19 protein-coding genes are annotated in these 24162 nt (G+C 68.5%); 7 read left to right on the top strand and 12 right to left on the bottom strand.

Annotated elements, in window-relative coordinates:
* Together TF1_RS04955 and TF1_RS04960 are read left to right on the top strand one after the other, a co-directional pair.
* Nucleotides 1-200: tetratricopeptide repeat protein (locus TF1_RS04955; protein ID WP_169803307.1), on the top strand; the 200-nt coding region annotated here is incomplete at its 5' end.
* Between the two features lie 424 nt (nt 201-624).
* Nucleotides 625-1605 (top strand): glucosyl-3-phosphoglycerate synthase, encoded by a 981-nt coding sequence (locus TF1_RS04960; RefSeq protein ID WP_011292156.1) that lies wholly within the window; start codon nt 625-627, stop codon nt 1603-1605.
* Between the two features lie 10 nt (nt 1606-1615).
* Here the strand turns inward: TF1_RS04960 and TF1_RS04965 are convergent, their stop codons facing one another.
* The 5 genes from TF1_RS04965 to TF1_RS04985 all read right to left on the bottom strand — a co-directional run bounded on the left by TF1_RS04965 (nt 1616) and on the right by TF1_RS04985 (nt 8933).
* The gene (locus TF1_RS04965) at nt 1616-2047 is read right to left on the bottom strand and encodes an SMI1/KNR4 family protein (protein ID WP_011292157.1); all 432 of its coding nucleotides are present in this window, start codon (nt 2045-2047) and stop codon (nt 1616-1618) included.
* 138 nt (nt 2048-2185) lie between these two features.
* Nucleotides 2186-3151: a glucosyl-3-phosphoglycerate synthase gene (locus TF1_RS04970; RefSeq protein WP_011292158.1), complete on the bottom strand. Its 966-nt coding sequence runs from the start codon at nt 3149-3151 to the stop codon at nt 2186-2188.
* A 504-nt stretch (nt 3152-3655) separates the two neighbouring features.
* Nucleotides 3656-5500, bottom strand: coding sequence for an AMP-dependent synthetase/ligase (locus tag TF1_RS04975; RefSeq protein ID WP_011292159.1), 1845 nt, complete (start codon nt 5498-5500; stop codon nt 3656-3658).
* Between the two features lie 676 nt (nt 5501-6176).
* Nucleotides 6177-7484 (bottom strand): multidrug effflux MFS transporter, encoded by a 1308-nt coding sequence (locus TF1_RS04980; protein WP_061783686.1) that lies wholly within the window; start codon nt 7482-7484, stop codon nt 6177-6179.
* 276 nt (nt 7485-7760) lie between these two features.
* Nucleotides 7761-8933, bottom strand: coding sequence for a DUF5685 family protein (locus TF1_RS04985; protein WP_227481040.1), 1173 nt, complete (start codon nt 8931-8933; stop codon nt 7761-7763).
* A 287-nt stretch (nt 8934-9220) separates the two neighbouring features.
* Between TF1_RS04985 and TF1_RS04990 the strand changes: the two genes are divergently transcribed.
* The 4 genes from TF1_RS04990 to TF1_RS05005 all read left to right on the top strand — a co-directional run bounded on the left by TF1_RS04990 (nt 9221) and on the right by TF1_RS05005 (nt 16189).
* Complete coding sequence (locus tag TF1_RS04990) at nt 9221-10444, top strand: AGE family epimerase/isomerase (RefSeq protein ID WP_061783687.1); 1224 nt, start codon at nt 9221-9223, stop codon at nt 10442-10444.
* 257 nt (nt 10445-10701) lie between these two features.
* Nucleotides 10702-13020 (top strand): FdhF/YdeP family oxidoreductase, encoded by a 2319-nt coding sequence (locus TF1_RS04995; RefSeq protein ID WP_061783688.1) that lies wholly within the window; start codon nt 10702-10704, stop codon nt 13018-13020.
* A 185-nt stretch (nt 13021-13205) separates the two neighbouring features.
* Entirely contained in the window at nt 13206-13628 is a 423-nt protein-coding gene (locus TF1_RS05000; RefSeq protein ID WP_011292164.1) for a hypothetical protein, read from the top strand.
* Between the two features lie 107 nt (nt 13629-13735).
* Nucleotides 13736-16189: a SpoIIE family protein phosphatase gene (locus tag TF1_RS05005; RefSeq protein ID WP_061783689.1), complete on the top strand. Its 2454-nt coding sequence runs from the start codon at nt 13736-13738 to the stop codon at nt 16187-16189.
* Between the two features lie 30 nt (nt 16190-16219).
* Here TF1_RS05005 and TF1_RS05010 read toward each other — a convergent pair whose 3' ends face one another.
* Entirely contained in the window at nt 16220-17125 is a 906-nt protein-coding gene (locus tag TF1_RS05010; RefSeq protein ID WP_011292166.1) for a LysR family transcriptional regulator, read from the bottom strand.
* 84 nt (nt 17126-17209) lie between these two features.
* On the opposite strand from TF1_RS05010, the gene TF1_RS05015 reads away from it, so the two are divergent.
* Nucleotides 17210-18142, top strand: coding sequence for a threonine/serine dehydratase (locus TF1_RS05015; RefSeq protein WP_011292167.1), 933 nt, complete (start codon nt 17210-17212; stop codon nt 18140-18142).
* Nucleotides 18143-18161: 19 nt separating this feature from the next.
* Here the strand turns inward: TF1_RS05015 and TF1_RS05020 are convergent, their stop codons facing one another.
* The 6 genes from TF1_RS05020 to TF1_RS05040 form a co-directional block, all read right to left on the bottom strand.
* Nucleotides 18162-19007, bottom strand: a complete 846-nt coding sequence (locus TF1_RS05020) for a glycosyltransferase (protein WP_011292168.1) — start codon at nt 19005-19007, stop codon at nt 18162-18164.
* Nucleotides 19008-19289: 282 nt separating this feature from the next.
* Complete coding sequence (locus tag TF1_RS05025) at nt 19290-19655, bottom strand: DUF952 domain-containing protein (RefSeq protein WP_016188804.1); 366 nt, start codon at nt 19653-19655, stop codon at nt 19290-19292.
* 272 nt (nt 19656-19927) lie between these two features.
* A complete protein-coding gene (locus TF1_RS05030) occupies nt 19928-21460 on the bottom strand; it encodes an aminopeptidase P family protein (RefSeq protein WP_156482486.1) in 1533 nt (510 codons plus the stop codon).
* Nucleotides 21461-21811: 351 nt separating this feature from the next.
* On the bottom strand, nt 21812-21961 hold the full coding sequence (locus TF1_RS15775) for a DUF397 domain-containing protein (RefSeq protein ID WP_081430414.1): 150 nt from the start codon (nt 21959-21961) through the stop codon (nt 21812-21814).
* 426 nt (nt 21962-22387) lie between these two features.
* Nucleotides 22388-22657, bottom strand: coding sequence for a DUF3099 domain-containing protein (locus tag TF1_RS05035; RefSeq protein WP_227480880.1), 270 nt, complete (start codon nt 22655-22657; stop codon nt 22388-22390).
* Between the two features lie 20 nt (nt 22658-22677).
* Nucleotides 22678-24003: a phosphoribosyltransferase gene (locus tag TF1_RS05040; protein ID WP_011292172.1), complete on the bottom strand. Its 1326-nt coding sequence runs from the start codon at nt 24001-24003 to the stop codon at nt 22678-22680.
* Between the last annotated feature and the right edge of the window lie 159 nt (nt 24004-24162).

The following is a 24162-nucleotide window of genomic DNA, read 5'->3' on the forward strand; positions in this document are numbered from 1 at the left end:
AGGATCAAGGACGCTTGGTAGAGGCCGCGGCCGAACACTGCGACGTTCTCGCCATCCGCCGCCGCGTCCTCGGCGACAACCACCCCCACACCCTGATCAGCTTGGAAAATGTCGCTTCAGTCCTGCAGGCCCTGAGGCTCTCAGTCGAAGAACTCCGCGGCGACGACAGTGACCGCAACGCTCCAGAGTGCCGCGGTTGAGCACCATCCTCCGCGGAGAGGCATCCCCGACGGTGAGGTATCTCAGAATCTCTGTCTGGAATGTGGGTCCACGTTCGGGCTGAGCGTGCGCTGACACGAGTGCTCACAACCGGCTTGAACCAGGATGGACGATTCTGGTGCCCCGTCCCTCAGGAAAGCCATCGTCACCCCGGTTCAACCCGCAGTCCGGGGTCCTCGGCTGCTTTGCCACGACTCCGCCTCAGTACGGGTCCGCCCGCCTCACACCCGGGGGTGTGGGGCGGGCGCCGTCATGCCGAAATATGGGGATCCTCCCACCAAACCAGTACCTGGATGTTCATATCGGGCAATCTTGGTTAGGGATAGTGCGCATATCCGCTGGGCTTGACGCCCCCGTCCGGGGTACCGGGCGGTCGACTCCTGCCGCAACCGTGAGGAGTTGCCCATGATGCCAACGCGCACCCGCCAGTGGCTGTCCAACCGGATGAGTTCCCACCTCGAGTGGCCTGCCTCCCGCGTTGCCGACCTTAAAGGAGACACCACGGTCAGCGTCGTCTTGCCCGCTAAAGACGAACAGGAGACGGTGGGAACGATCGTCACCACCATCCGGGAATCCCTCGTGGAACAGATTCCGGTCGTCGACGAGATCGTCGTGATCGACTCGCGGTCAACCGACGAGACCGCGAAGGTGGCGGCGCGCGCAGGGGCCACGGTCTACGCCCAGGACGACATCCTGTCCGACCTGCCCGGACTGTGGGGCAAAGGCGAAGCACTATGGAAGTCGCTGGCTGTCACCAACGGGGACATTGTGGTCTTCGTCGACTCTGACATCCGCAACTTCGGGACGCATTTCGTCACCGGCCTGGTTGGCCCGCTGCTCGCCGACCCGTCCCTGGCCTACGTCAAAGGCTGCTACAGTCGCCCGCTCCGCCAAGCCAACTCGTACAGTCCCTTCGACGGGGGACGGGTCACGGAACTGCTGGCCCGTCCACTGCTCAACATGTGCTGGCCGGAACTGTCCGGATTCATCCAGCCTTTGGCCGGAGAGTACGCCGGGCGGCGCGACGTCCTCGAGTCAGTCCCGTTCGTCTGCGGCTACGGCGTCGAGTTCGCGCTGCTTGTGGACTTGGCTGAGCTGGTGGGGGTCGACCGGATGGCCCAAACCGACCTGGGCAGCCGGGAGCACTCCCACCAGTCCACCGCAGCCCTGGGCCGTATGGCGGGGCAGATCCTCGACACCGCGTGGTCGCGAATGCACCGGCAGGGCATCGTCGTGCCCAAGCATCCGTTTTCGCGGGGAATCACCCAGTTCGTGCAGACCGATTCCGGCTACGAGTCACTGGACTGGGACGTCCAAGTCAGTGAGCGCCCGCCGATGCGCCACGTGCTGGAGGAACGCGGGGTGCCCCGCCCGCGGCAGCCGTGAGCAGTTCCGCTCACCGGAACCAGTCGCTGCCCTGGGTGAAACGGCGCACCAGGTAGTCCCGCAGGGACACCACCACGAGCCTGCGCTCGTCGGTTTCGTGGTCCCAGGAGATGATGCCCGGCCCATAGCCCGTATGGACATAGGCGAACTGGGGCCCCATGTCGCTGTCCCCGAAGAACATCAGGTTGTCGAACGGCGCATACAGCTCCCGGTAGTCCGGTTCGGAACGCATGGCGAGGTTGTCTTCGATGATGCGTTCGGCTGACCACACCACGGCGTCGCCGTACTCGTTCCACACCCCGTTGGTCTCCCTCAGCAGCTCCACCAGTTCCCAAGGAACAGGCATGCCGAGTGCCTCCTCGATCCGCCAGAACAGCGCTTCCTTGGCCGGTTCGAGGAACTCCACCTCGGGGTACAGCTCACCGATCAGTAAACGCCACACGAGTGCATCATCACAGTTGTGCCCCGGTCAGCGGAAATCGGCGGGCGGATTCCCGGGGAGATCCCCGGAAACACGCCAGTTCACCCCGGGCGTAGCAGGCAGGGCTGCTATCCGTGGTGCCCGGAGCGGGGAAGGAGGTCATGTCAGCACGGGTTCGGCCACGCTGTCCACCGGCGGCCGCTCCGTGATAGCGGTCTCGCGCGGATACGGCACATAGGAGCCGTCCGCTGCTTCGTCGCGCACATACTGCACGAGCGTGGTGGCAACCTCGCCGGTCTCCACCACCCGCCCCGAACGCAGCAAGCGGCTGCGCGCGGTGTGGTGGATCTGCGCGGCCATCACCCCCAGGTCCGGGGTGCTCTGGTGGGTGTGCTCCCGCACCCCCAGGTCCACTTGGGCGAGCGCGTCCAGCCCTGCGGTTTCCAGCAGGTCGATGAGCAGCCCTAGCTCCACCCCGTAGTGGGAGACGAACGGGAGGCGGCGCAGCACGTCAGCCCGCCCGGCATACTCTCCCGCCAGCGGTTGGACGAACCCGGCGAGCTGCGGCCAGTACTGGTTGAGCAGCGGGCGGGCCACGAGCTCCGTGACCCGTCCCCCGTCGTAGGCGCTGCCTGGCGCGCCGGTGAGCGGCCGGTCATAGCAGGCTTTGACGTAGACCACGTCCGGGTCGGTGAGGAGCGGGCCGAGCAGCCCAGTCACGTAGTCGGGGGTGAAGCTCACCAGGTCAGCGTCGATAAAGACGAGAAGGTCCCCGTTCACCACGAACAGCGACTTCCACAGCGCCTCCCCTTTCCCTTCCCCGGGGGCCAGGTCGGGGCGGATCTCGTCTTGGTGGTAGACGGTAGCCCCTGCCTGGGCTGCGACCTCAGCGGTGTTGTCGGTGCTCCGCGAGTCGATCACCACGATCTCGTCCACGAGGGGGGTCTGCTCGCACAGGGCGGTGCGGATGCTGGACACGATCGTGCCGACCGTTGCGCTCTCGTTGCGTGCCGGGAGGACCACACTGATCCGCTGGCCTTGCTTGTTGCCGGCAAGGACGTCAGCGTCCCAATCCCGCATATGGCTGGTACGCCGCTCGAACCATGCCTCTACCTCTGGCAGCACGGTGCCTCCCCTGAGTCCACTCGGTTGATGCGACGTCCCCAGAATCCCGGCGGCTTCCTCGCGCCTGATGGTTCGGAGCCTGCGGCGGTACGGCCGCCGCCCAGGGCGGGACGACGCGCTGGTGCTCTACGAGTCACCGTGCCACGCGGTGCTGTTCCCCACGCAGGTGGGGTCGGTAGTCCTGGGCGCACGTCCCGGCACGACCGGGCACGGCCGTCCGCGGGTCTGCCGTCCGGATGTCCGGGGCAGGCCGGACGCCGGGTGGTCCAAGGAGCGCTCCGGGATACCTCGGTACAGGCGGGGCCGAAGACAGCAGGACGCCGGAGACGCTGGATACCGTGATGCGCGCGGTGCGGGCCGTGCGTCAGCCTGCCGCAGGCACCGGCTGGGACACGGCCCACACCGCCAACGTCTCCCGGCTCTGGTGCTCACCAGTGCTCTGCCCACTGCACCGGGCTGCGGGGTCCACCCGCCGGGCCCGCCCGCACGACCTGCCACAGCGGGTTACTGGTGTCCTTCCTCCTGGGACGACGGCGCATACAACGCTTCGATCTCCTCAGCGAACGCTCGCAGCACCGCGTCCCGGCGCAGCCGCCCGGAAGGCAGCAGCAGCCCGCTCGCCGGGGTGAACTCTTCCGGAAGCACATGGAAGGCGCGGATCGTCAACTCCGGCGGCATGCCCTGGTTGATCTCCTCCACCACCCGGCGGATCTCCTCTCCCACCTCCGGGGTCAAGGCGACCTGCTCCAACGGGGTGGTCAACGGCATGTTGTTCACCAGCCGCCAGTACTCCAGCTGGTCCCGTTTCAACGTGATCAGCGCGGTCGCATAAGGGCGGCCTTCGCCTAGCACGATCGCCTGGCTGATCAGCGGATGCTCCAACAGGCGCGCCTCCAGGACCGCGTAATCGGCGGCCACGACCTTGCCGACCGCGGGCGGCTCCTCCACCACGCTGCGGGAGGGAGTGTCTCCCTTCCGGCCCCACAGGGTCAGCCATCCCCGGTCGTCCAACTCCCCGCGCCAGCCCGTGGCCAGCCAGCCGTCTTGCGCTGCCTGGCCGCCGTCGTAGATCGCGTTGTGGTATCCGGTGAACACTCCTGGGCCGCGGACCAGGATCTCGTTGTCCTCAGCGATCTTCAGTTCCGTGCCCTCCAGCGGGGGGCCCACGGTGCCGGGACGGCATTCTCCCGGGACGGTCAGGGTGGCGAGCCCTCCGGCCTCCACCAGGCCGAAGCCTTCCAGCACAGAGATCCCCAGGCCCGAGTAGTAGTAGGCCACCTGTTCTTCCATCCCGCCCTGCGGGCAGACCACGGCGCGCAGTCGGCCGCCGAAAGCGTCCCGGACTCGGGCGAACGCCCAGTCGTATAGGGCCCGCGACACCCGCTGCCAGGGGCGCCGTTTCTTCCGGCCCAGGTCGACGGCCAACCGGGTAGCGGCTTCGAACCCTTGGGCGCCGTCCCAGCCGCCTTGCTGCTGGGCCCGCGAGCGTTCCACTTCGTAGACGCGGGTCAGGAATTCAGCGTCTGCCACGAGCAGGGTCGGCGCAAACGCCCGGACCTGGTGGGCGAAGACCTCGCCGGGTCGGGGGAAAGCGATCCGCACCCCGGCCAACGTCCCTGCCACGACTGCCAGGCAGGTGGCGAATCCTTGGAGTTGCGGGCCGAGCAGCGCTACAGCATCGGCGGGCCGCAGCTCCCGCAGCACCGGGGAGAGCCGTTCCATGAGGGCCGTGGCCGCGCCCAGCAGGTTGCGGTGGGACAGCACCGCGCCCCGCACCCGCCGCCGCGTGGTCGGCGTGTAGTAGATCAGTGCCGGGTCTTGAGCGTTGCCTTCTTCGACGCGGAACCGCACTGCGGTGCCGTCCATGTAGGCGCCAGGCTTGGCGATCGCGTCCAGCCCGCCCTCGTCCAACGCCCACACCCGTCCCAGGTCCACAATCTCGTGCTGCAGCGACGCCGCCACTCGCGCCTGCCGCTGGTTGCGCAGGACTGCGACCGCGGGACGGCTGTCCCGCAGCGCCCACTGCAGCAGCCCTGGCGAGCACCGGGACGGTACCCACGCCACCACTCCGCCTGCGGCCCACACCGCAAAAGTCAGCAGTGTCCGCTCGTAGCCGTCGGGGGCCGCAACAAGTACCCGGTCGCCACGTACGACGCCCGCGGCGATGAGTCCTTTCGCCAGTTTGGTGACCGAGGTCAGGAACTCGGTGGCGCCCACGTCTCGCCACCCATCCGCGTCAGGACATTGCAGGACCGCGTTGTCGCCGTCACGCTCGGCGCACAGGTACACCAACTCGCCCAGCACGTTCACGCGTGGCAGCGGTGAATCTGAGGTCCGTGACTGGCGCATGACCTTCCCACTCCCTCACAGCAAGGCCGGAGGACCTCCCCCCGTTGTCCCCGGTCATCCGAACGTGCCCTACTGTGCACTGAATCGTTACTTTCCGGCAAGCTCACGGTCTGTCAACAGCTCGCAGGGGTGGGCCGCGGCCGCAGCGAAGCGGGGCGCGCCGGTATTCGACCCGCATCCCCCGCACTACCGGGGAGTAATCAGAAGAAAACACAAGGTAAAAGTCGGACCACTCCGCTGCCTGCCTCGCGCGGAGCCGAAGCGCGGGCAGCATCCGCCCCCGAAACACCGGAAGGGCCGGCACTGCACTACAGTGCCGGCCCTGAGCCACCACCGTGGAAAGCCCGCGCCATTCTCCTGGTCAAACAGCAAACACGGGTGGGGCCGGGCCGCTACCCGCCCAGTTTCAGTGTTTTTGGTCACAATTGGCGCGGCGGTAAGGGTGTTCGCGGCCGCCACAGAATGCCTCCGTCACGGGAACGGGCAGCAGGAAAGCTGCGGGGTGGTGCCGGGATGCCGCCCCCTCGGAGCCAGGGCCGGGCCCTAACCGCGGGCGTGCAGCCGCCCGCGGGCAGCCTCCCCTATTGGACCCGGCCGCACAGACTCGCGGGGCGCTCGCAGCACAACGCCCGGCACAGAACCGCTTCCAGGATGCGGGGAAGAAGAAAACGCCCGCTCAGGCTACGGCGCGCCGTTCCAGCGCGGCGCTGAGCGCGAAAATCCCCAGGGCCAGCGCTCCCGTCACAGCCATCACCCAGACCATGCTCGCCAGGGACGCCTCGCCCCCGGCAGCGATTCCCGCCACCGCGGCCAGGATGCCGCCGAACACGAACCGGGCCGACCCCGCGAGAGCCGACGCGGTCCCCGCCACAGACGGCGGCTGCGACGACAGAGCCAGCGTGGTCGCGTTGGGGAACACCAGGCCCATACCGGCCATCATGACGGCCAGCGCCGCCGAGATCGTGACCAGCCCGGCTGTCCCCGTCACCTCCATGACCACCATGGCGGCCACTGCGCCCAGCCCTAGGACGAGTCCGCCCATGAGCCGTCGGACCATACTCACCCGGCCGATGAGCAGGCTGTTCACCTGGGTTCCTGTCACCATTCCCACCGCGTTGACCGAGAACAGCATGCCGAACATCTGCGGTGACGCGCCCAGCTCGTTCTGTGCCACGAACGAGAAGCAGGAGATGTAGGTGAACATCATCCCGAAGTTGAGGCCGAGCGCCAGCATGGGTCCGACGAACCTCGGATCCCGCAGTAGGCGCCCCACGGTGGCCAGCAGCGGCCGTATCCGCATGTGCTGGCGGTCGTGTCGCGGCAGGGTTTCGGGGAGGAAGAACAGCACGGCGAGGAACCCCACCCCGTTCATCAGGGCGAGGAGGGCGAAACTCAACGGCCACGGACCGACCAGCAGCAGCTGTCCGCCCAGCAGGGGGCCCAGGATCGGCGCCATCCCCGAGACGAGCATCAGCCGGGAGAAGAACCGGGCTGCTTCGTCTCCTTCGTACAAGTCGCGCACGACCGCGTGGGAGACGACGGCGCCCGCCGCTCCGGCCACTCCTTGCACAAACCGGATGGCGATGAACATCTCCACTGAGGTGACGAACATGCACAGCAGTGACGTCACCATGAACAGCGCGGTGCCGACGAGGAGCGGGGTGCGCCGTCCCCACGCGTCACTCATCGGTCCCACGGCGAGCTGTCCCAGGGCGAGGCCCAGCATGGACGAGGTCAAGGTCAACTGGACGCGGGCCTCGGTGGTGGCCAGGTCCTCGGCGATGGCCGGGAACGCGGGAAGGTACAGGTCGGTGGCGAGCGGACCGGCGGAGACCAGGACGCCCAGCACGACGGCGAGGAAGGCGGTGGACCGCCGTCTCGGTACGGGCGCGCTCGGCTCGGAGTCACTCTCCGGGCAGGGCGGAGGGTTTTCTTGGGAATTTCGGGATGGGGTTACTGGGGGGCAGGCTTCGCTGCGAGTCACTACACTCCTTCAGCGCGCAACAGTCCCACGGCAAGGGACACGGAGGGGTACCAACCGCTCTCAACACTCGACGGGGAGTAAAAAATCCACACCATCTCATCCGATGATGTGATCTTTATTACTCGAGGTGGTCTCCCCGTGGCATGCCCGCCCTGGACCGGCCTGCGGACCTGGGCTTCCGGTCACTGCTGGCGATCCAGGACGTCGGCTGCCCGGGCTTGCCGCAGCCCGGGCGCTCCCCCGACAAGCGGCCCCGCGGTGGACCGGACGGTGCGCTCAGCAGCAGTCGCAATCACAGCAGTTGCAGTCGCAGTCACACGACGTGCACCACGCGTCACGAGGCTCGCCCGTCCACGGCCCCGGGTAGGGGTCGCGGCAGCATATCTGGCCGGTACAGGTCATGAACAGCGCGACCGCGCAGCCCTCGAACCCGCCGCGACGTCGCGGCGGGTTACTGGCCTTGGGCGTAGTGCAGCACCAGGAGCCCTGGTCAGGAACCTTGCGGGACCGCGGGGACGAACGGTCAGCATGGTCACCGCCCGGATGGTCCACCGGCTGCGGGCCCCCAGGGTCCCGGTGGTGTCCCCCGCCGTAACCTGCTTGAGCAAAAACGCGTCGCACCGCACGCTCCAGCTCGTGCACGAGCAGAGCGTGGACGAGGCGGTCGTCGGTGAACTCGGCGTCGGCGAGAGCAAGCCGCACGCCCAGGACAGCATCGTCGCACAGCTCCCGTACCCGGGCGAGGTCCGTTTCGGTGGCGACGATCGGATTCCAGGTGCCGGAAGCACGGTCGGCTTCCAGGTCCTCCACCGCGTCCAACAGGTGGGCGATCCGGCCGAACAGCCGTCCTGCTTCACGCAGCGGAGCCTCATTGCCGGGCCGCCCGGCCAGGTGCGCGGTGGAGGCGAACACGTCCCCGGTCGCCTCCTCGGTGGGTGCGGTCACCTCCAGAAGGTCGCTTCCCGGCCCGACGCGCTCCTCTACCTCGCGCTGCCGGTCCAGCACGGTCAGCAGGAGCCCGCTGTCGAATCCCAGCCGCCGTCCAGTGTCGTGGGCGTCAGCCGCCCAGTGCCGGGACAGCCTGCTGGCTGCGCCGCGCACCAGCGCTTTCCCGTACACGCCGTCTCTGTCAGCGACGTGGTCCGCCACGGTGGTTGCGGCGAGGAGCAGGGAAACCGACGCTGCCAGGCGTGCTCCCGCGCCGACAGCAACCGGAGCGCGGCGCATGCCCCGCAGCGGGCACGGTCCGGCCAGGCGCGTCTGCCGGCCCGTGTCGGTCTGAGCGGCAACCAGGGCAGAGACCACCAGTCCGTCGTAGTTGGTGGCGAGCCGCGCTGCCTGGCCGTAGTCGTCACGCAGCGCTAGGCACAGTCCGCACAGGTGGGACAGCCACTGGGTGGCCAGATCGTGCGGCAGGGAATGCCGGCATGGTCTCAGGATTCCGAACACGTGCACCGTCGCTTTCGACCTGTCGAAAGTGGTTCGTCCTTACTGATTCGGTTCGGTGGTTTCTGGTTCCGGGCAGGTAAGGAACAATCCCCGCTACCTTTATGTCGTAGATCAGCAGGAGTTCCGAGGTGCGGCCCCTCCGGCGCGGTGAACCAGGTGGAGGCCCGGTAAGCCCGGCGGGTATCCTCCACGCGGCGCCGTGCGCGTATGCCGTTGCACCGCACCGACGGCACGGAGGGAGGGACGGCGTTTCACACGTCCGCATCTGACCGAGGGGAACGCCACCGATGACCTTGTGGACCGCGCGAGCTGCACACCGGGCCTGGCTGGACGCCGAGGCGCGCCGCCTGGTGGACTTTGCCGCTGCTGCCGACCACCCCGAGCACGGTTTCGCCTGGCTTGACGGGAGCGGCGCACCGCTCCCCGAGCAGGGAGTGCACACCTGGATCACCTGCCGGGTCACCCACGTGGCCGCACTCGCCCACCTGGAAGGGATTCCCGGGGCGAGCGCACTCGCCGACCACGGGCTGCGGGCCCTGGCGGGGCCGCTGCGCGACCCGGAGCACGACGGCTGGTTCACCGCCCTGGACTCCCGCGGCACGGTCGCCGACTCGCGCAAAGAGGCCTACCAGCACGCGTTCGTGCTCCTCGCAGCGGCAAGCGCTACCGTGGCCGGACGGCCCGGCGCGCGGGAACTCCTCGACGCCGCCGCGGCAGTGATCGAACAGCGGTTCTGGGAGGAAGAGACAGGCCGCTGCCGGGAGAGCTGGGATGCCGCGTGGCACGCCGACGAGCCCTACCGGGGCGCTAACAGCAACATGCACCTGGTAGAAGCGTTCCTCGCGGTGTTCGACGCCACCGGGGACCGGGTGTGGGCGGAGCGTGCGCTGCGGATCGCCCACTTCTTCGTCCACGAGGTGGCCGCGCCCCGCGACTGGCGGCTCCCCGAGCATTTCACCCCCGACTGGCAGGTCGTGGCCGACTACAACACCGACGACCGCGCCCACCCGTTCCGCCCCTACGGGGTCACCGTCGGCCACGTCCTGGAATGGGCCCGGCTCCTGGTGCACGTGGAGGCGGCGCTGCCTGACCCGCCGTCGTGGCTGCTCGCCGACGCGGAGGCGATGTTCGCCGCCGCCGTGGCACGCGGCTGGTCGGTGGACGGAACGGAAGGCTTCGTCTACACCCTCGACTACGACGACACTCCGGTGGTGCGCTCCCGGATGCACTGGGTGGTGGCCGAGGCGATCTCCGCTGCGGCGGTACTGGGGCAGCGTACTGGCGACGAGCGCTACGAGCACTGGTACCGGACGTGGTGGGACCATGCCGCCACGTATTTCGTGGACACCGTGCAGGGCAGTTGGCACCACGAGCTCGACCCGACGCTCGCTCCCCCGCCCGGCGGCACGTGGAGCGGCAAACCTGACGTTTACCACGCCTACCAGGCGACCCGGCTGCCGCTGCTGCCGCTGGCGCCCAGCCTGGCGGGGGCGCTCGCCACGGTGGGCTGACCGCCAGGGGAAGAGCCGCGCGCCCGGCCGGGGCAGGCCGGGAATGGTACGAGGTGGGCGGACCGCACCTGCCCGGGTCTGTGGTCCGCCGCCCGGGCAGGGCAGCGGGCTCGGCCCGCGTCCGCACCCGGTCCGAGTCCGCTTCCTTGTCCCGGGCTTTCTGTGCTTCTCCGCGGCCCTCAGGTGGGAGAGAATGAGGGCGGTCCGGCCTGTCCGGGCCTGGAGTGGACGATTCTGAGCCGGAGAAGGGCCCGAGCATGTCACGCGCGCCGCAGGAAGACCCCCGTCAGGACACGCCCGCGATCAGCGCTCCGACCCGGTCGGCCGCGGGTATCCCGGCGGTCATCAACAGCCTGCGGGTGGTCAGCCGCCAGTCCGGTGCCGCGCGCGGCCTGGCAACCTTGCGTGACGTCAACCAGAAGACAGGCTTCGACTGCCCGGGATGCGCCTGGCCGGAGGGGGAGCGCCGCCACCTCGCGGAGTTCTGCGAAAACGGCGCCAAAGCGGTGGCGGAAGAAGCGACACGCCGCGCAGTGACCCCCGAGTTCTTCGCCCGCTACTCGGTGGCGGAACTGGCCACCCGCTCCGGCTACTGGCTGGGCCAGCAGGGACGGCTCACCCACCCGGTCTTCCTGGACAAGGGCGCCACCCACTACGTGCCGGTGTCCTGGGAGCGCGCTTTCTCCCTGATCGCTGAGGAGCTAGCCGCACTGGACTCCCCGGACGAGGCCGTGTTCTACACCTCGGGCCGGACCAGTAACGAAGCAGCGTTCCTCTACCAGCTTTTCGCCCGCAAGTTCGGCACCAACAACCTGCCGGACTGTTCCAACATGTGCCACGAGTCCTCCGGGGTGGCGCTCACCGAGACGCTCGGCGTCGGCAAAGGCAGCGTGCTGCTGGAGGACCTCTACCAGGCGGATCTGATCATTGTGGCCGGGCAGAACCCGGGCACCAACCACCCGCGGATGCTCAGCGCCTTGGAGAAGGCCAAACGCGGCGGCACCCGCATCATCACGGTCAACCCCCTGCCCGAAGTGGGGCTGATGCGGTTCAAGAACCCGCAGAAGGCGCGCGGCATTGTCGGGGGCGGCACCCGGCTCACCGACCTGTTCCTGCAGATCCGCCTGGGCGGGGACTTGGCGCTCTTCCGCGCCTGGAACCGGATGCTTGTCGAAGCGGACCGGGACAACTCCGGCTCAGTGCTGGATCGGGAGTTCATTGCCGAGCACACCCACGGCTTCGACGCTTTTGTCGACGAACTGTGCGCCGACAGCGACGAGAAGTTCTGGGCCGACGTCGACACCGCCACGGGCCTGCCGCGGGAGCAGATCACCGAAGCACTGGAGATGATCCAGGCCAGCAAGCGGATCGTCGTGTGCTGGGCGATGGGGCTGACCCAGCACAAGCATTCGGTGCCCACGATCCGCGAGGTCGTCAACTTCCTGCTGCTGCGCGGCAACGTGGGCCGCCCCGGAGCAGGCGTGTGCCCGGTCCGCGGGCACAGCAACGTGCAAGGCGACCGCACTGTCGGCATCGTGGAGAAGCCGAAAGAGGAGTTTCTCGACGCGCTCGGCGCAGAATTCGGGTTCGAGCCGCCGCGCCACCACGGCTATGACACGGTGCGAGCAATTCGTGCCATGCGGGACGGCAAGGTGGGGGTGTTCTTCGCGATGGGCGGCAACTTCGTGTCCGCCTCCCCCGACACGCTTGTCACCGAGGACGCGATGCGGCGGTGCCGGCTGACCGTGCACGTGTCCACCAAGCTTAACCGTTCCCACGTGGTCACCGGGGCTCGGGCGCTCATCCTCCCCGCCCTAGCCCGCACCGACCGCGACCTGTCGGGCGGCAAGGAGCAGTTTGTCACGGTGGAAAACTCGATGGGGATGGTGCACTCGTCCCGCGGGTCGGTGCGGCCGCTCTCTGACCAGATGCGGTCGGAAGTGTCGATCGTGGCGGGCCTGGCCCGGCGGGTGTTCGGCCCGGACGACCCGGTGCCGTGGGAGGACTTCGCCCGCGACTACGACCTGATCCGCGACCGGATCGAGCGGGTCATCCCCGGTTTTGCGAACTACAACGAGCGGGCGCGCCGCCCCGGCGGGTTCCTGCTGCCGCATGCGCCGCGCGACAGCCGCCGCTTCCCCACCGCCACGGGGAAAGCCAACTTCACGGTCAACCGGATGACTCCGCTGACTGTGCCGGAAGGACGTCTGCTGCTGCAGACCCTGCGCTCGCACGACCAGTACAACACGACGGTCTACGGGCTCGACGACCGATACCGGGGGGTACGCGGCGGCCGACGGGTGGTCCTCGTCAACCCGGAGGATGCGCAGCGGCTCGGCCTGGCTGACGGCTCGTACACCGACATTGTCAGCGAATGGCCGGACGGTGTGGAGCGGCGGGCCGCCCACTACCTGGTCGTGTACTATCCGACGGCTCCGGGCTGTGCCGCCGCCTACTATCCGGAGACCAACGTGCTTGTGCCGTTGGACTCGACCGCGGAAGGGTCGAACACGCCCACGTCGAAGTCGATCGTGGTGCGGTTCGAACCGGACAGCGGTCCGGTGGAGACTGGTTGAGCGCTTCCGCGTCCAGGTTTTCTCCCTGCTCTCCGGTTGGGAAAGCGGTCCCTGGGTAACCGCGAAAGCAGACGCCGGACAACGCCACGGTTGGCCGGTCCCGGCCACGATGCGTCTTTGCGGCGCTTCTGGTGCATCACACCTAGAGAGGCGCCAACGGGGCGTCACACCCAGCAGGAAGGACAATGATGTCCACGACCGCTTCGCAGCCCGTTCGGCTCAACGCCCTGGAAATCGGCATCATCGCGCTCGTCAGCGACTCCCACGCCCTTGCCCGGTGCGGTCGCCCTATGGCTCTGTCTGTGGCCGGGCACGATCACCACATCGTGTCCGTGCAGCCTGTGGACGCGCCCTTGTGGACGCCGCTGATCAGCCGGGACGCGGCGCTGGCTGCACTTCCGGGGCGTGATGCCTCCGCAGACGAGGTGTTGGCCGCCGTGGCGGCATTGGCTAGGCGAATCGCCCCGCCCGGGCATCTGGTGGATGTGGGGGCGCGCGGGGTGTTTGTGGACGCCGCCGCCAAGACGCGCATCCCCGCACCCGTGGTCATCACGCCGCAGGAAGAGTGGGGTGCGGTCCGCGCCGTCGTGTCCCGCTGGGCCGCGTGAGCGGTCTGCGTCGACGGCCTCGCCAAACATTCACGGTGAAGATGCCCTGAACTGGGAAGTTCCCCTGGCAGCGGCGTGCTCGGCGACCAGCGTCAGCGAGGTGAGGCATGGACAGCGACAGCACTTTCCAGGGAACCTCCTACGATCCGGTTCCCGGTGGGAGCATGGCCTCTGCCACGGTTGACGTGCACGGCACTGTGGTGGCGTGGAGCTTGGGGGCCCAGTGGCTGTTTGGCTACCTCCCTTCAGAGGCGGTGGGTCGTCCGATCACCGAAGTGTTCGGGCTCGGCGGTCCCGCACCGATCGACTTCGCGTCGTATCCCGCGGCGTGGGTCGGCGAGGTGAACGCGCATGCCCGGGACGGTACTCCGCTGCCGTTGCAGTTGTATGCGCACCCGCTGCACGGCCCGCAAGGGATTGTCCACTGGTATCTGACCATCTTGGACCGGTCTGCGTCTCAGGAGAACCAGCCGCCGGTGGAGGACCCGGATCTGGCACACCTGCGCGAGTGGACGCTGGCCCAATCGCCGCTGCCAGTGGCGATCTTCAACCACAAGGGGCAGCTCGCCGAGATGAACGATTCGATGGCCCGCCTCTCCGGGATTCCCGTGCAAGAAGCCTTGGGGAAGCGGCTACGGGAGCTCACCCCGCTGCCGATCTTCACCGAATTCGACGACCTTGTGGCACGGACCCTGCGGGAAGGGAAGCTGATCCGCCACGAGGTGCGCAGCCAGTTGCGCGAGGACTCCCCGGAACGTGCCTGGACGCTGTTCTTTGCGCCGCTGAAGGACCCTGCCGGGCACAACCGGGGCGCCGCCTGCACGGTGTTCGACACCTCTGAGCAGTACTGGGCGCGCCGCCGCTTGGCCGTGCTGAACGACGCCAGCATGCGGATCGGCACCACGTTGGATATGACCCGTACCGCAGAAGAGACCGCGGAGGTGCTGGTCCCCCAGTTCGCCGACTCGGCTTTCGTGCTGCTGCTGGAGTCGGTCTTCAAGGGCGCGGAACCGACGTTCGCTCCGCTCCACGACCCGGTTTCCCTGCGGTGCCTGGTCCGCCGCTCCACTTTGCGGGAACCCCTCCATATCGAGGGGATCCCTGAACCGGGCAAGGTGGCGCGCTTCCCGTTGAACTCGCCGCTGGGCCGGTGCCTGTCGGAGCAGCGCTCGGTACGGTTCCGGGTGGACTCCGCGGAGCTCGAGGAATGGCTGGAACGGTACCCCGCCTACCGGGAGATCATCCAGGCGGCCGGGGTGCGGTCGTTCATGATGCTGCCGCTGCTGGTTGGTGGCCGCCCGTTCGGTCTCATCCTGCTCACCCGGCGCCACGGCTTGGCGCCGTTCAGCAAGGACGACCTGCTGTTGGCGCAGGACATTGCCACCCGGGCCGCGGCGCGGATCGACAACGCCCGCCGCTATTCGCGGGAGCGCAGCGCTGCGCTGACTCTCCAGCGGAGCCTGCTGCCGCAGCGGCTGCCGCACAATTCCGCGGTGGAGGTCGCCACCCGCTACATGCCTGCCGGTTTCCGGTTCGGGGTGGGCGGCGACTGGTATGACGTGATCTCGCTGTCGGGGGCGCGGGTGGCGCTCGTGGTGGGGGACGTCACCGGGCACGGGCTGCACGCTTCCGCCACCATGGGGCAGTTGCGCACGGCGGTGCGCGCCCTCTCGGATGTGGACTTGGTGCCGGAAGAGCTCCTCACCTACCTGGACGATCTGGTGATCCGACTCAACACGGAGGAGGCGACCTACTCTTCCGCCGAGGAAAGCCCTCGGCCGGACACCATGCCCGAGATCGGCGCGACCTGCCTGTATGCGATCTACGATCCGGTGTCGCGACGCTGCTCTATGGCGCGGGCCGGGCATCCTCCGCCTGCCGTGGTCCACCCGGACGGGTCGGTCGAGTTCGTGGCCATGCCCGCGGGGCCTCCGCTGGGGGTGGGCGGGGTGCCGTTCGAGTCGGTGGAATTCGAGGTGTCACCCAGCAGTCTGCTGGTGCTCTACACCGACGGCCTGGTGGAGTCGCGGACCACGGGCATGGACCAGGGGTTGGAGCAGTTGCGCGCGGTCTTGTCGCAGTCTTCCTCGTCGCTGGAGGGAGTCTGCGATTCGGTGGTGCGCACCCTGCTGCCGGCTGGTGCGATCGACGATGCAGCGCTGCTGGTGGCCCGCACCCGCGCCTTGGATTCCCGCAAGGTGGCCACGTGGGACCTGCCTGCGGACCCCGCAGTGGTGGGGGAGGTCCGCGCGTGGACGACACGGCAGTTGGCCGCGTGGGGGTTGGAGGAGTTGGCGTTCACCACCGAACTGGTGGTCAGCGAACTGGTGACCAACGCGATCCGCTATGCCAGCGCCCCCATCCAGTTGCGGCTGATCCAGGATGGGACGCTGATCTGCGAGGTCTCCGATGCCAGCAACACTGCGCCGCATCTGCGGCGGGCGCGGACCTTTGACGAGGGGGGACGCGGCCTGTTCCTGGTGGCGCAGCTCAGTCGCCGCTGGGGGACGCGACACCGCACCAACGGCAAGACGATCTGGGCGGAGCAGGCCCTGCCGTAAAGCGGTCCGAGCAGCTGAGCGGCTTCCGGTTCAGGCGAGGGCGCGCCGGGCAGCGTCCCGGAGGGTAGCGGCCATCGCGGCGACGGGCTCGGGCAGGCGCGGCCGGTAGACGAGGAAGATGGTGCGGGCCAGGTCGGTCCCGGAGAGCTGGTGGGCGTGCCACTGGTGTTCGGGGTGGGTCCGGAGGATGGTGGCGGGGACGAGGCCGATACCCACGCCGGCACGGATCAGCGCGAGGGTGACCTCGTAGTCGCGGGTCTCGTAGGCGACGGTCACTTCCACGCCGGCTTCGGCAGCCGCGGTCTCCAAGGCGATTCGGTTGTGGATGCCGGGTGCACCGCAGATCCACTCTTCATCGGCGAGGTCGGCCAGGGTGATCCGGGGCTTGTCGATGGCTGGGTGCCCGTCAGGCAGGACGAGCATCAGGGGGTCGGTTAGGAGGCGTTCCCGGCGGAGGCCGGTGGCGGACGGCAGCTCGGTCCCGGGATAGCAGTGGGTGATGAGCAGGTCGAGGTCGCCGGAGGTGACGAGCCCGTAGCCGTCAGGGGGTTCCACGTCGCTGAGGGCGAGCCGCACGTGGGGGTGGGCGCGGCGGAATTCCGCGAGGGCGCTCGGCAGGAGGGTGGTGCCTGCGCTGGCGAAGGCGCCCAGGCTGAGGGTGGACGGGTGCTGGCCGAGGGTGGCGCGCACGGCCCGTTCCGCTTCGCGGAGTTCCCCGAGGACGCGTTCCCCGTGGTCGAGCAGGACCCGCCCGGCCTCGGTGAGCCGCACCCCGTTGCGGCCGCGTTCGAGGAGTGCGCAGCCAAGTTCCCGTTCGAGTTTGGCGAGCTGTTGGGAGAGCGCGGGCGGGGTGAAGGACAGGCGTTCCGCGGCCGCGGTAATGGACCCCGCGCGTGCCACTTCCACGAGGACTCGCAGTCGGTTCGCGTCGAGCACCACACCCCCATGCGGCAAGAGATTCTTAATCTTCTTTAGAAAGAGTAACTTTAACTTAATTCCTCTGGTGGGCAGAGTGGAACCATGACGTCACGCATCACTGTGTCCCGTCAGGTCCCCACGACCTTCGACGTGCACCTCGCTGTCCAACGCACCGCTCCCTATCTGCGTCGCACCCCGCTCCTGCGCACTCGTCTGCGGGGCCGCCCCCTGCTGCTGAAGCTGGAGCATTTGCAGCTCACCGGTGCGTTTAAACTACGCGGCGCCTTGAATGCGCTACTCACCGGGGACAGGGGTGAACGGGTGGTTACCGCCTCGGGTGGCAACCACGGCCTCGGAGTGGCCACCGCCGCGCACCTGCTCGGCGGTACGGCCACCGTGTACGTACCCGAGACCGTTCCCGCGGTCAAGGAGCGGCGGTTGCGGGACGCCGGTGCCGACGTGGTTCGGGCCGGCACCGAGTACGCGGCAGCGGAAGCCGCAGCCCGCGCCTACGCGGACACCGAAGGGCTCCGCTACATCCACGCCTACAACGACCCGGACGTGGTCGCAGGCCAAGGCACGCTCGGCCACGAGATCGTCGCCGACGCACCCGACTGCGATGCAGTCGCCGTGGCCGTAGGCGGCGGCGGTCTCGCCGCAGGCGTGAGCCTGGGCATCGGCGACGAACGGCTCACCGTCGCGGTAGAGCCGCGCGGCTGCGCCAGCCTGCACGCCGCATTCGCCGCCGGCGAGCCCGTGGACACCCCGGTCGATTCAGTAGCGGCCTCGGCCTTGGGCGCCTCCCGGGTGGGCGACATCCCGTTCGCGGTACTGCGCGACCGCAACGTGACCTCCACCCTCGTCTCGGACCCCGAGATCCTTGCCGCCCGCGACCTGCTGTGGGAGGAATTCCGGATCGCGGTGGAGCCCGCCGCGGCTACTCCCATGGCTGCCTGGCTGGCCGGGCACGTCCCCGGCGAACTGCCGTGCGTGGTGATCTGCGGCGCCAACGCCGACTGGCGTCCCCTGGACTGACCGGTGACGCGGCCACCGGTCAGGGGATAGGCCGCGACCCCGGTGCCGCCCCGCGGGAGAACAAACGGCGCAGCGACAGCCTCCCCTGCTCCGGGGCATAGGCGCGCAGCAGCAGCCCCACCAGCGGGAAGAGCACGACCAGCCCAGCCAACGTCAACATCCGCGCCCCCGCGGCCGCCCGGCGCTGCCCGTGCAGCGCGTAGGTGCGGTCCCAGGTGCGCAGATAGCGGTAGAGGTCGCGGAGCGGCCCCCCGATGCGGCGGGCGGAGACCGGGGCGCGCAGCCGGTCGCTGTAGCGCACCGTACGTCCCAACCGGTGCAGGTGGATCGCCAAGTCCAGGTCTTCGAAAATGTCCGGCCCGGGACAGGCGTGGTCGCGGAGCTCCCGCCAGCATTCCTTGGTCACCGCCATGTTGGACCCCCACAGCATGGGGTGGCCGGAGAGCACCCGGTTGACCCGGTGGCACAGCAGCCGCTGGGCGGCCAGCCCGGTGCGGCGCAGCGGCGCATCGTAGAACCAGGACGGTCCGGTCGCGGCCGCCACGTCCGGATCAGCGAACGCTTCCGCGAGCCGCTGCGACCAGTCCGGTTCCACCACGGTGTCGGCGTCGATCCGCCCCAGAATGTCTCCGGTGGCTTCGTCGAATCCGCGATTGCGCGCTGGGATCAGCCCTTGGACGGTTTCACGGATGACCCGGACCCCGTACTCGCGGTACTTCTCGGCGATCTCCGCGGTGCGGTCAGTGGAGTTGTTGTCGACGACGAGGATCTCGTCCACCGGCACGATCTGGTTCACTAACGCATTCAGACAGCGTTCGATCACCGCCTCCTCGTTGTAGGCGGGCACGACCACCGAGATCTTCATCGTCTCCCCACCGTCCAGGCCTGGGTCAGTTGACTAAGACCGGCCGGCGGGACGGGCCGCGTCACCCAACCGGCTCCGCGTCCCACCGGCCGCTGCACCGCACTGCGCGGATCATCCTGTTGCTTCGACTGCCGGAGTGACCGCACCCGATTCTCCATCGGACGCATCCGCACACTAGTGAAACCGCGGGTGATGTCTCCATTCACCGCTAGCCCCACAGCATTCCGGACAGGCCCGCACCGAGGAAAGCCCGGGACGCGGGCGCGCCGGGCGGCGCGGCGGTCAGCAGCGGGGGACGAGCGCCGTGTAGCGGCCGCTCTCGTCCCGTTCGAGGTCGAGCAGTGCCACCACCGCAGAGCGGTCGATCGGGCCGTAGACGTGCCGGAACACCACCCCGTCTTCGAATCCGGGCGGTGCGGGGACGACCCGCTCGTCACGGACTTCCACCCCTTCGGCGAGTCCAGCCTCGTCGATGACGAGGGCGATCACCGGGCTGGGCGGATTGCGGAAGAAGGCGTTGGCGACCCGCAGTGTCATCTCTTCGTCGGCCACGCCGTGGATGAATCCATCCCGCTGCAGTGACGCGGGAGCATACGGGCGATCAGGGTTGGCCCGCCATCTCTCAATCGGTGCCACGTGGTAGATCACTGAACATTTCTACCGCGATTTTCGCCTTCTTCGTCACGTTCTTCCGCGGATCACGCGTTCTCCGACTTGAAATCCCAGGACAAGTTGAGTGAGAAGTTTGTCTCCCTAGAGGCAGGGTCGGGCTTCTGCTAGAAAATTGTCTATTTTCTGTTTGTTTGCAGCGGAGATTCCCCACCGCTTCTCCGCGGATGTTCCCAAAAACGCACGGGGCGCCCCGGCAGGCCAAGCGTGCTGCCGGGGCGCCCCGTGCGGGTGGCGAACGTCAACCGCTCTTATGAGGAGCGGGGCAGGAGTTCCGCCATCCACGCTTCGACGTCCGCGGAAGTGCGCGGCAGGGCCGCGGACAGGTTGCGGTTACCCTCCGGGGTGACGAGGATGTCGTCTTCGATGCGCACCCCGATCCCGCGCAGTTCCTCGGGCACGGTCAGGTCGTCGGGCTGGAAGTACAGGCCCGGCTCCACGGTGAGCACCATGCCGGGCTGCAGGATGCCGTCCACATAGGCTTCGGTGCGCGCCACCGCGCAGTCGTGCACGTCCAAGCCGAGCATGTGCCCAGTGCCGTGCAGGGTGTAGCGGCGCTGCAGGCCGAGTTCCAGCACGCGTTCCACGGACCCTTCCAGCAGCCCCCATTCGATGAGCCCTTCGGCGAGGACCCGCTGCGCGGTGTCGTGGTAGGCGCGGAACGGACGGCCGGGACGCACTTCGGCGATACCCGCCTCTTGGGCGGCGTAGACCAGGTCGTAGACGCGGCGCTGCACGTCGGTGAACCGGCCGCTGACCGGAAGAGTCCGGGTGACGTCCGCGGTGTAGAGCGTGGTGGTCTCCACACCCGCGTCGAGCAGCAGCAGGTCACCGGGGCGCACCGGTCCGTCGTTGCGCACCCAGTGCAGCGTGGTGGCGTTCGGCCCGGACGCAGCGATCGTGCCGTAGCCGACATCGTTGCCTTCCACGCGGGCCCGCAGGAAGAAGGTGCCTTCAACGTAGCGTTCCGAGGTGGCCTGGGCCTGCGGCAGCGCCCGGACGACGTCTTCGAAGCCGCGGACCGTGGAGTCGACGGCCCGCTGGAGCTGGGCGATCTCCCAGTCGTCTTTGACGAGACGCGTGTCGTGCAGGAAGATCGCGAGCTCTTCGTCGCGCTTCTTGTCCTCTTCCGCGGTAGTGCCTTCCGAGGAGCGGCGCAGCGTGACCACCGCTTCCAGGGTCGAATCGTGGCCCCGCAGGATCCGGGTGGGTGCCTCAGGGGCTTCGCGCAGCACCTCAGGCAGGGTGCGCACGTCGCGGGTGGGCAGCCCGTAGAGGGTGGCTGCCTCAGCGAGGCTGTTGCGGCGGCCCACCCACAGCTCCCCGTAGGCGTCGAGCCAGAATTCGCCGTTCTCCCGGCTGGAGCGGGGCCGCAGGTAGAGCACGACGTCGTGACCGCCGTCCTCCCGCGGCTCGAACACCAGGCAGCCGTCCTCGGACTGGTCACCGGTCAGGTACACGTAGTCGCTGGCCGCCCGGAAGGGATAGTCGGTGTCATTGGACCGGGTCTTCAGGTTTCCGGCGGGGATCACTAGCCGTTCACCGGGGAACCGGGCGCTCACCGTGGCGCGCCGCTTCGCGGTGTAGGCGGCTTGTTCGATGGGCTCCAGGTCGCGCCGTTCGGTATCAGCCCAGCCGGTGCGCATCCAGGCGGCAAGCTCAGGGGAGACGTCTTTATAAGGACCGTTCTTGCGCCCCTTGAACTGCGGTTGCGCGTCCTTCTTCGCGCCGCGGTCCTGCTGGGTTCCGGGGTACTGCTGCTCGGTCACGGCTGCCCTCCTCATCGCGTGTCCCACCCGGTCCAACCCCGTGAAGGGTGGTTCTGTTTCCCATGCTAGGAGGAGGCAGTCGTGAAAGGCCTTTCCGGTCATCGGGACGCAACGGAACGGTGAAAGTTTCATCTCACCAGGCCGCCAGCGGGGTATGCCCCGAAGAGAGGCGCGGCAGCCTTAAGCCGTCGCGGGCCCTGGAACACGCCCCGCACGCTCGGGGATCGACCTCCCCCGTCCAGGTGAAGGCTGCCGAGCCTCCCCCATCTGCGGCCCGGGTGCGAACAATCTGACCGTCGAACGCGGCCGCGCCCCGCCCTGTCGGGTGTCCCGACTGCGGCTGCCCCCAGCGGCGAGGAACGCCTGTCACTCGACAGCGGGGAACGCCAGATACCTCCGCTCGGGATGCTGAGCATCCCGCACCGCCGCACCAGGAGCAGGGAGAGGAGCTGCTTCGACGCAGCGGGGTTCCGGGCGGCTGCAGCTGCTCTTACGGAACACCGGTCCGTGATTCATTCGCTGCTTCTCAATCTTTCAGGATCATTGAGATGATTTCAGCGGCGTGCGCTGCATTCACTATCGCTCTCCGCAATATCCCCAAAAGCGGCGATCGACTGCTGCACGTCTTTGGGCCGTTCCAAGCAGAGCGTTTCCACGCACACGATGGTGGGGCCGAGAAGTCGGAAGAACCCCAGAGTAGTGAACGAGGCAGTCAGCGCGGTGTGGGCACCACAGCGAGAAAAATCTGCACATCAATGAGTGCATTTCGCCCTATGCGGTAGGTAACGCCGTTTCCATTCACCTCGCGGCCAACGAGGAGCAGACGCAGCAGGGCCGGCTCATCGAGGAAAGCCCGCGCCGGTGTCGAGGACGCGTGAGCGGCCCGGTCCGCTCACCGCAGTTGCGTAGCCCCTCCCCGCTCCCCGGCAGGGCATGCGGGGGTCAGCGCGAGGCGTTCGGGCCGTACCTCGCGTCGTGGTTCTTCGGGTCCCGCGGATCGGCGATGTTGCCGAGGATCACCGCAACCGGCGGGATTGCCGCGGCCACCACGCACATCACGATCCCCCAGTCCGCTCCGGCCAGGGCGCCCACCGGAGCGGCCAAGGCAAACAAGAGCAGGCAGACCGTCATCAGCACGACATAGCGTTGCTTACGGCGCGGCTGGGTCTGCCAGCGCCGCCGCAAGGCACCCCGGTGCTTGGGCTTGGGCACGGCTCGCAGCCCGTCCGCGGTCAGCCCTGCACCGGGCGCGGCGCCGACGCCAAGTGGGTGACGAACCAGTCGCGGGCCAGCTCCGCCACTGTCTCCAATGCGCCTGGCTCCTCGAACAGGTGGCCTGCCCCCGGGACGATGGTGAGCCGGTGTTCGCTGCGCAGCCGCACCTGGGCCTGCCGGTTCACGTCGAGGACGTGCACGTCGTTGCCGCCCACAATGAGCAGGGTGGCGGCACGTACCGACTCCAACGCCTCCCCAGCCAAATCCGGGCGGCCGCCGCGGGACACCACGGCCTGCACATCACTGTCCGGTGAGGCCGCCGCCACCAGTGCCGCCGCGGCCCCCGTACTCGCCCCGAAATAGCCGATCGGCAGGTGTGCGGTCTCCGGGCGCTCCCGGATCCACTCGGCTGCCACGGCGAGCCGCCCCGCCAACAGCTCGATGTCGAACACGTTCTCCCGGTCCTGAGCTTCGGCTTCGCTGAGCAGGTCGAACAGCAGCGTGCCCAAGCCGCCCCGCTGGAGTTCCGCGGCGACGTAGCGGTTGCGCGGCGAATGCCGTCCACTGCCGCTTCCGTGGGCGAACACCACCATGCCCACGGCCCGTTCCGGCACGGTCACATGCCCGGGAAGGCGGATCGGTCCGGCCTGGATCTCCACTTCTTCGTCCACCCTGCCCGGTGCGGGCGTCTGCTCCACCCGCGGACGGGCGGCCGCGCGCGCCAGCAGCTCGGTGACTTCCCTATCCGGTGTCTGGGTGAAGTCGGTGTACCACTGGCCGATCGCGGAGAAGATCTCCGGCACCAGGGGGCAGATCACCTCGTCGGCTTCCTCTTCCAAGCGCGCCACTGCGTCCGGCGCGCCCACTGGGATCGCCACCACGACGCGGCTCGCCCCCAGATGTCGAGCGACCTGGCAGGCGGCGCGCGCCGTGGAACCGGTGGCAACCCCGTCGTCGACGATCACGGCGGTTCGTCCCCGCAGCGGGATGCGCGGCCGGTCTCCGCGGAACTGGCGGATCCGGCGTTCCAGTTCCCGGCGTTCGCGTTCCTCTACCTCCGCGAAAGCTTGCTCGCTCACCCCGGCCATGGTCATGGCTCGCTGGTGAACGATGCGGGCCCCGTCCTCACCGATCGCACCCATGGCCCACTCGGGGTGGAACGGCACGCCGATCTTGCGGACCACGATCACATCCAGCGGGGCGGAGAGCGCGGTAGCGATCTCGAACGCTACGGGGACGCCGCCGCGCGGCAGGCCGAGCACGACGACGTCCTGGCCGGCGAGCCGCCGCGCCACCTCTCCGGCGAGCCGCCGTCCCGCATCTGTCCGGTTGATGTACGACATCTGGGTCCTCCCCGGCACAACTCCCGTGGGGCAGGCGCTACCCGCGAGGTCTCTTCTAATGCGGAAAGACCACCGTCCCTCCGGACATCACCTTGTTTCCACGGTTTTGCCCCTGTAAGGGGACTACTGCCCCGCTATCCCCATGAGGGGCATGACATT

The sequence above is a fragment of the Thermobifida fusca NBRC 14071 = JCM 3263 genome (genome assembly GCF_001592045.1).
GTDB classification, from domain to species: Bacteria; Actinomycetota; Actinomycetes; order Streptosporangiales; family Streptosporangiaceae; genus Thermobifida; species Thermobifida fusca.

Coding starts and splice junctions, on each gene's coding strand:
- TF1_RS05000 (WP_011292164.1), top strand. CDS start 13,206: ATGATGTCCACGACCGCTTCGCAGCCCGTTCGGCTCAACGCCCTGGAA.
- TF1_RS05020 (WP_011292168.1), bottom strand. CDS start 19,007: ATGAAGATCTCGGTGGTCGTGCCCGCCTACAACGAGGAGGCGGTGATC.
- TF1_RS04995 (WP_061783688.1), top strand. CDS start 10,702: ATGTCACGCGCGCCGCAGGAAGACCCCCGTCAGGACACGCCCGCGATC.
- TF1_RS05005 (WP_061783689.1), top strand. CDS start 13,736: ATGGACAGCGACAGCACTTTCCAGGGAACCTCCTACGATCCGGTTCCC.
- TF1_RS05015 (WP_011292167.1), top strand. CDS start 17,210: ATGACGTCACGCATCACTGTGTCCCGTCAGGTCCCCACGACCTTCGAC.
- TF1_RS05040 (WP_011292172.1), bottom strand. CDS start 24,003: ATGTCGTACATCAACCGGACAGATGCGGGACGGCGGCTCGCCGGAGAG.
- TF1_RS05030 (WP_156482486.1), bottom strand. CDS start 21,460: ATGAGGAGGGCAGCCGTGACCGAGCAGCAGTACCCCGGAACCCAGCAG.
- TF1_RS15775 (WP_081430414.1), bottom strand. CDS start 21,961: ATGAATCACGGACCGGTGTTCCGTAAGAGCAGCTGCAGCCGCCCGGAA.
- TF1_RS04975 (WP_011292159.1), bottom strand. CDS start 5,500: ATGCGCCAGTCACGGACCTCAGATTCACCGCTGCCACGCGTGAACGTG.
- TF1_RS04990 (WP_061783687.1), top strand. CDS start 9,221: ATGACCTTGTGGACCGCGCGAGCTGCACACCGGGCCTGGCTGGACGCC.
- TF1_RS04960 (WP_011292156.1), top strand. CDS start 625: ATGATGCCAACGCGCACCCGCCAGTGGCTGTCCAACCGGATGAGTTCC.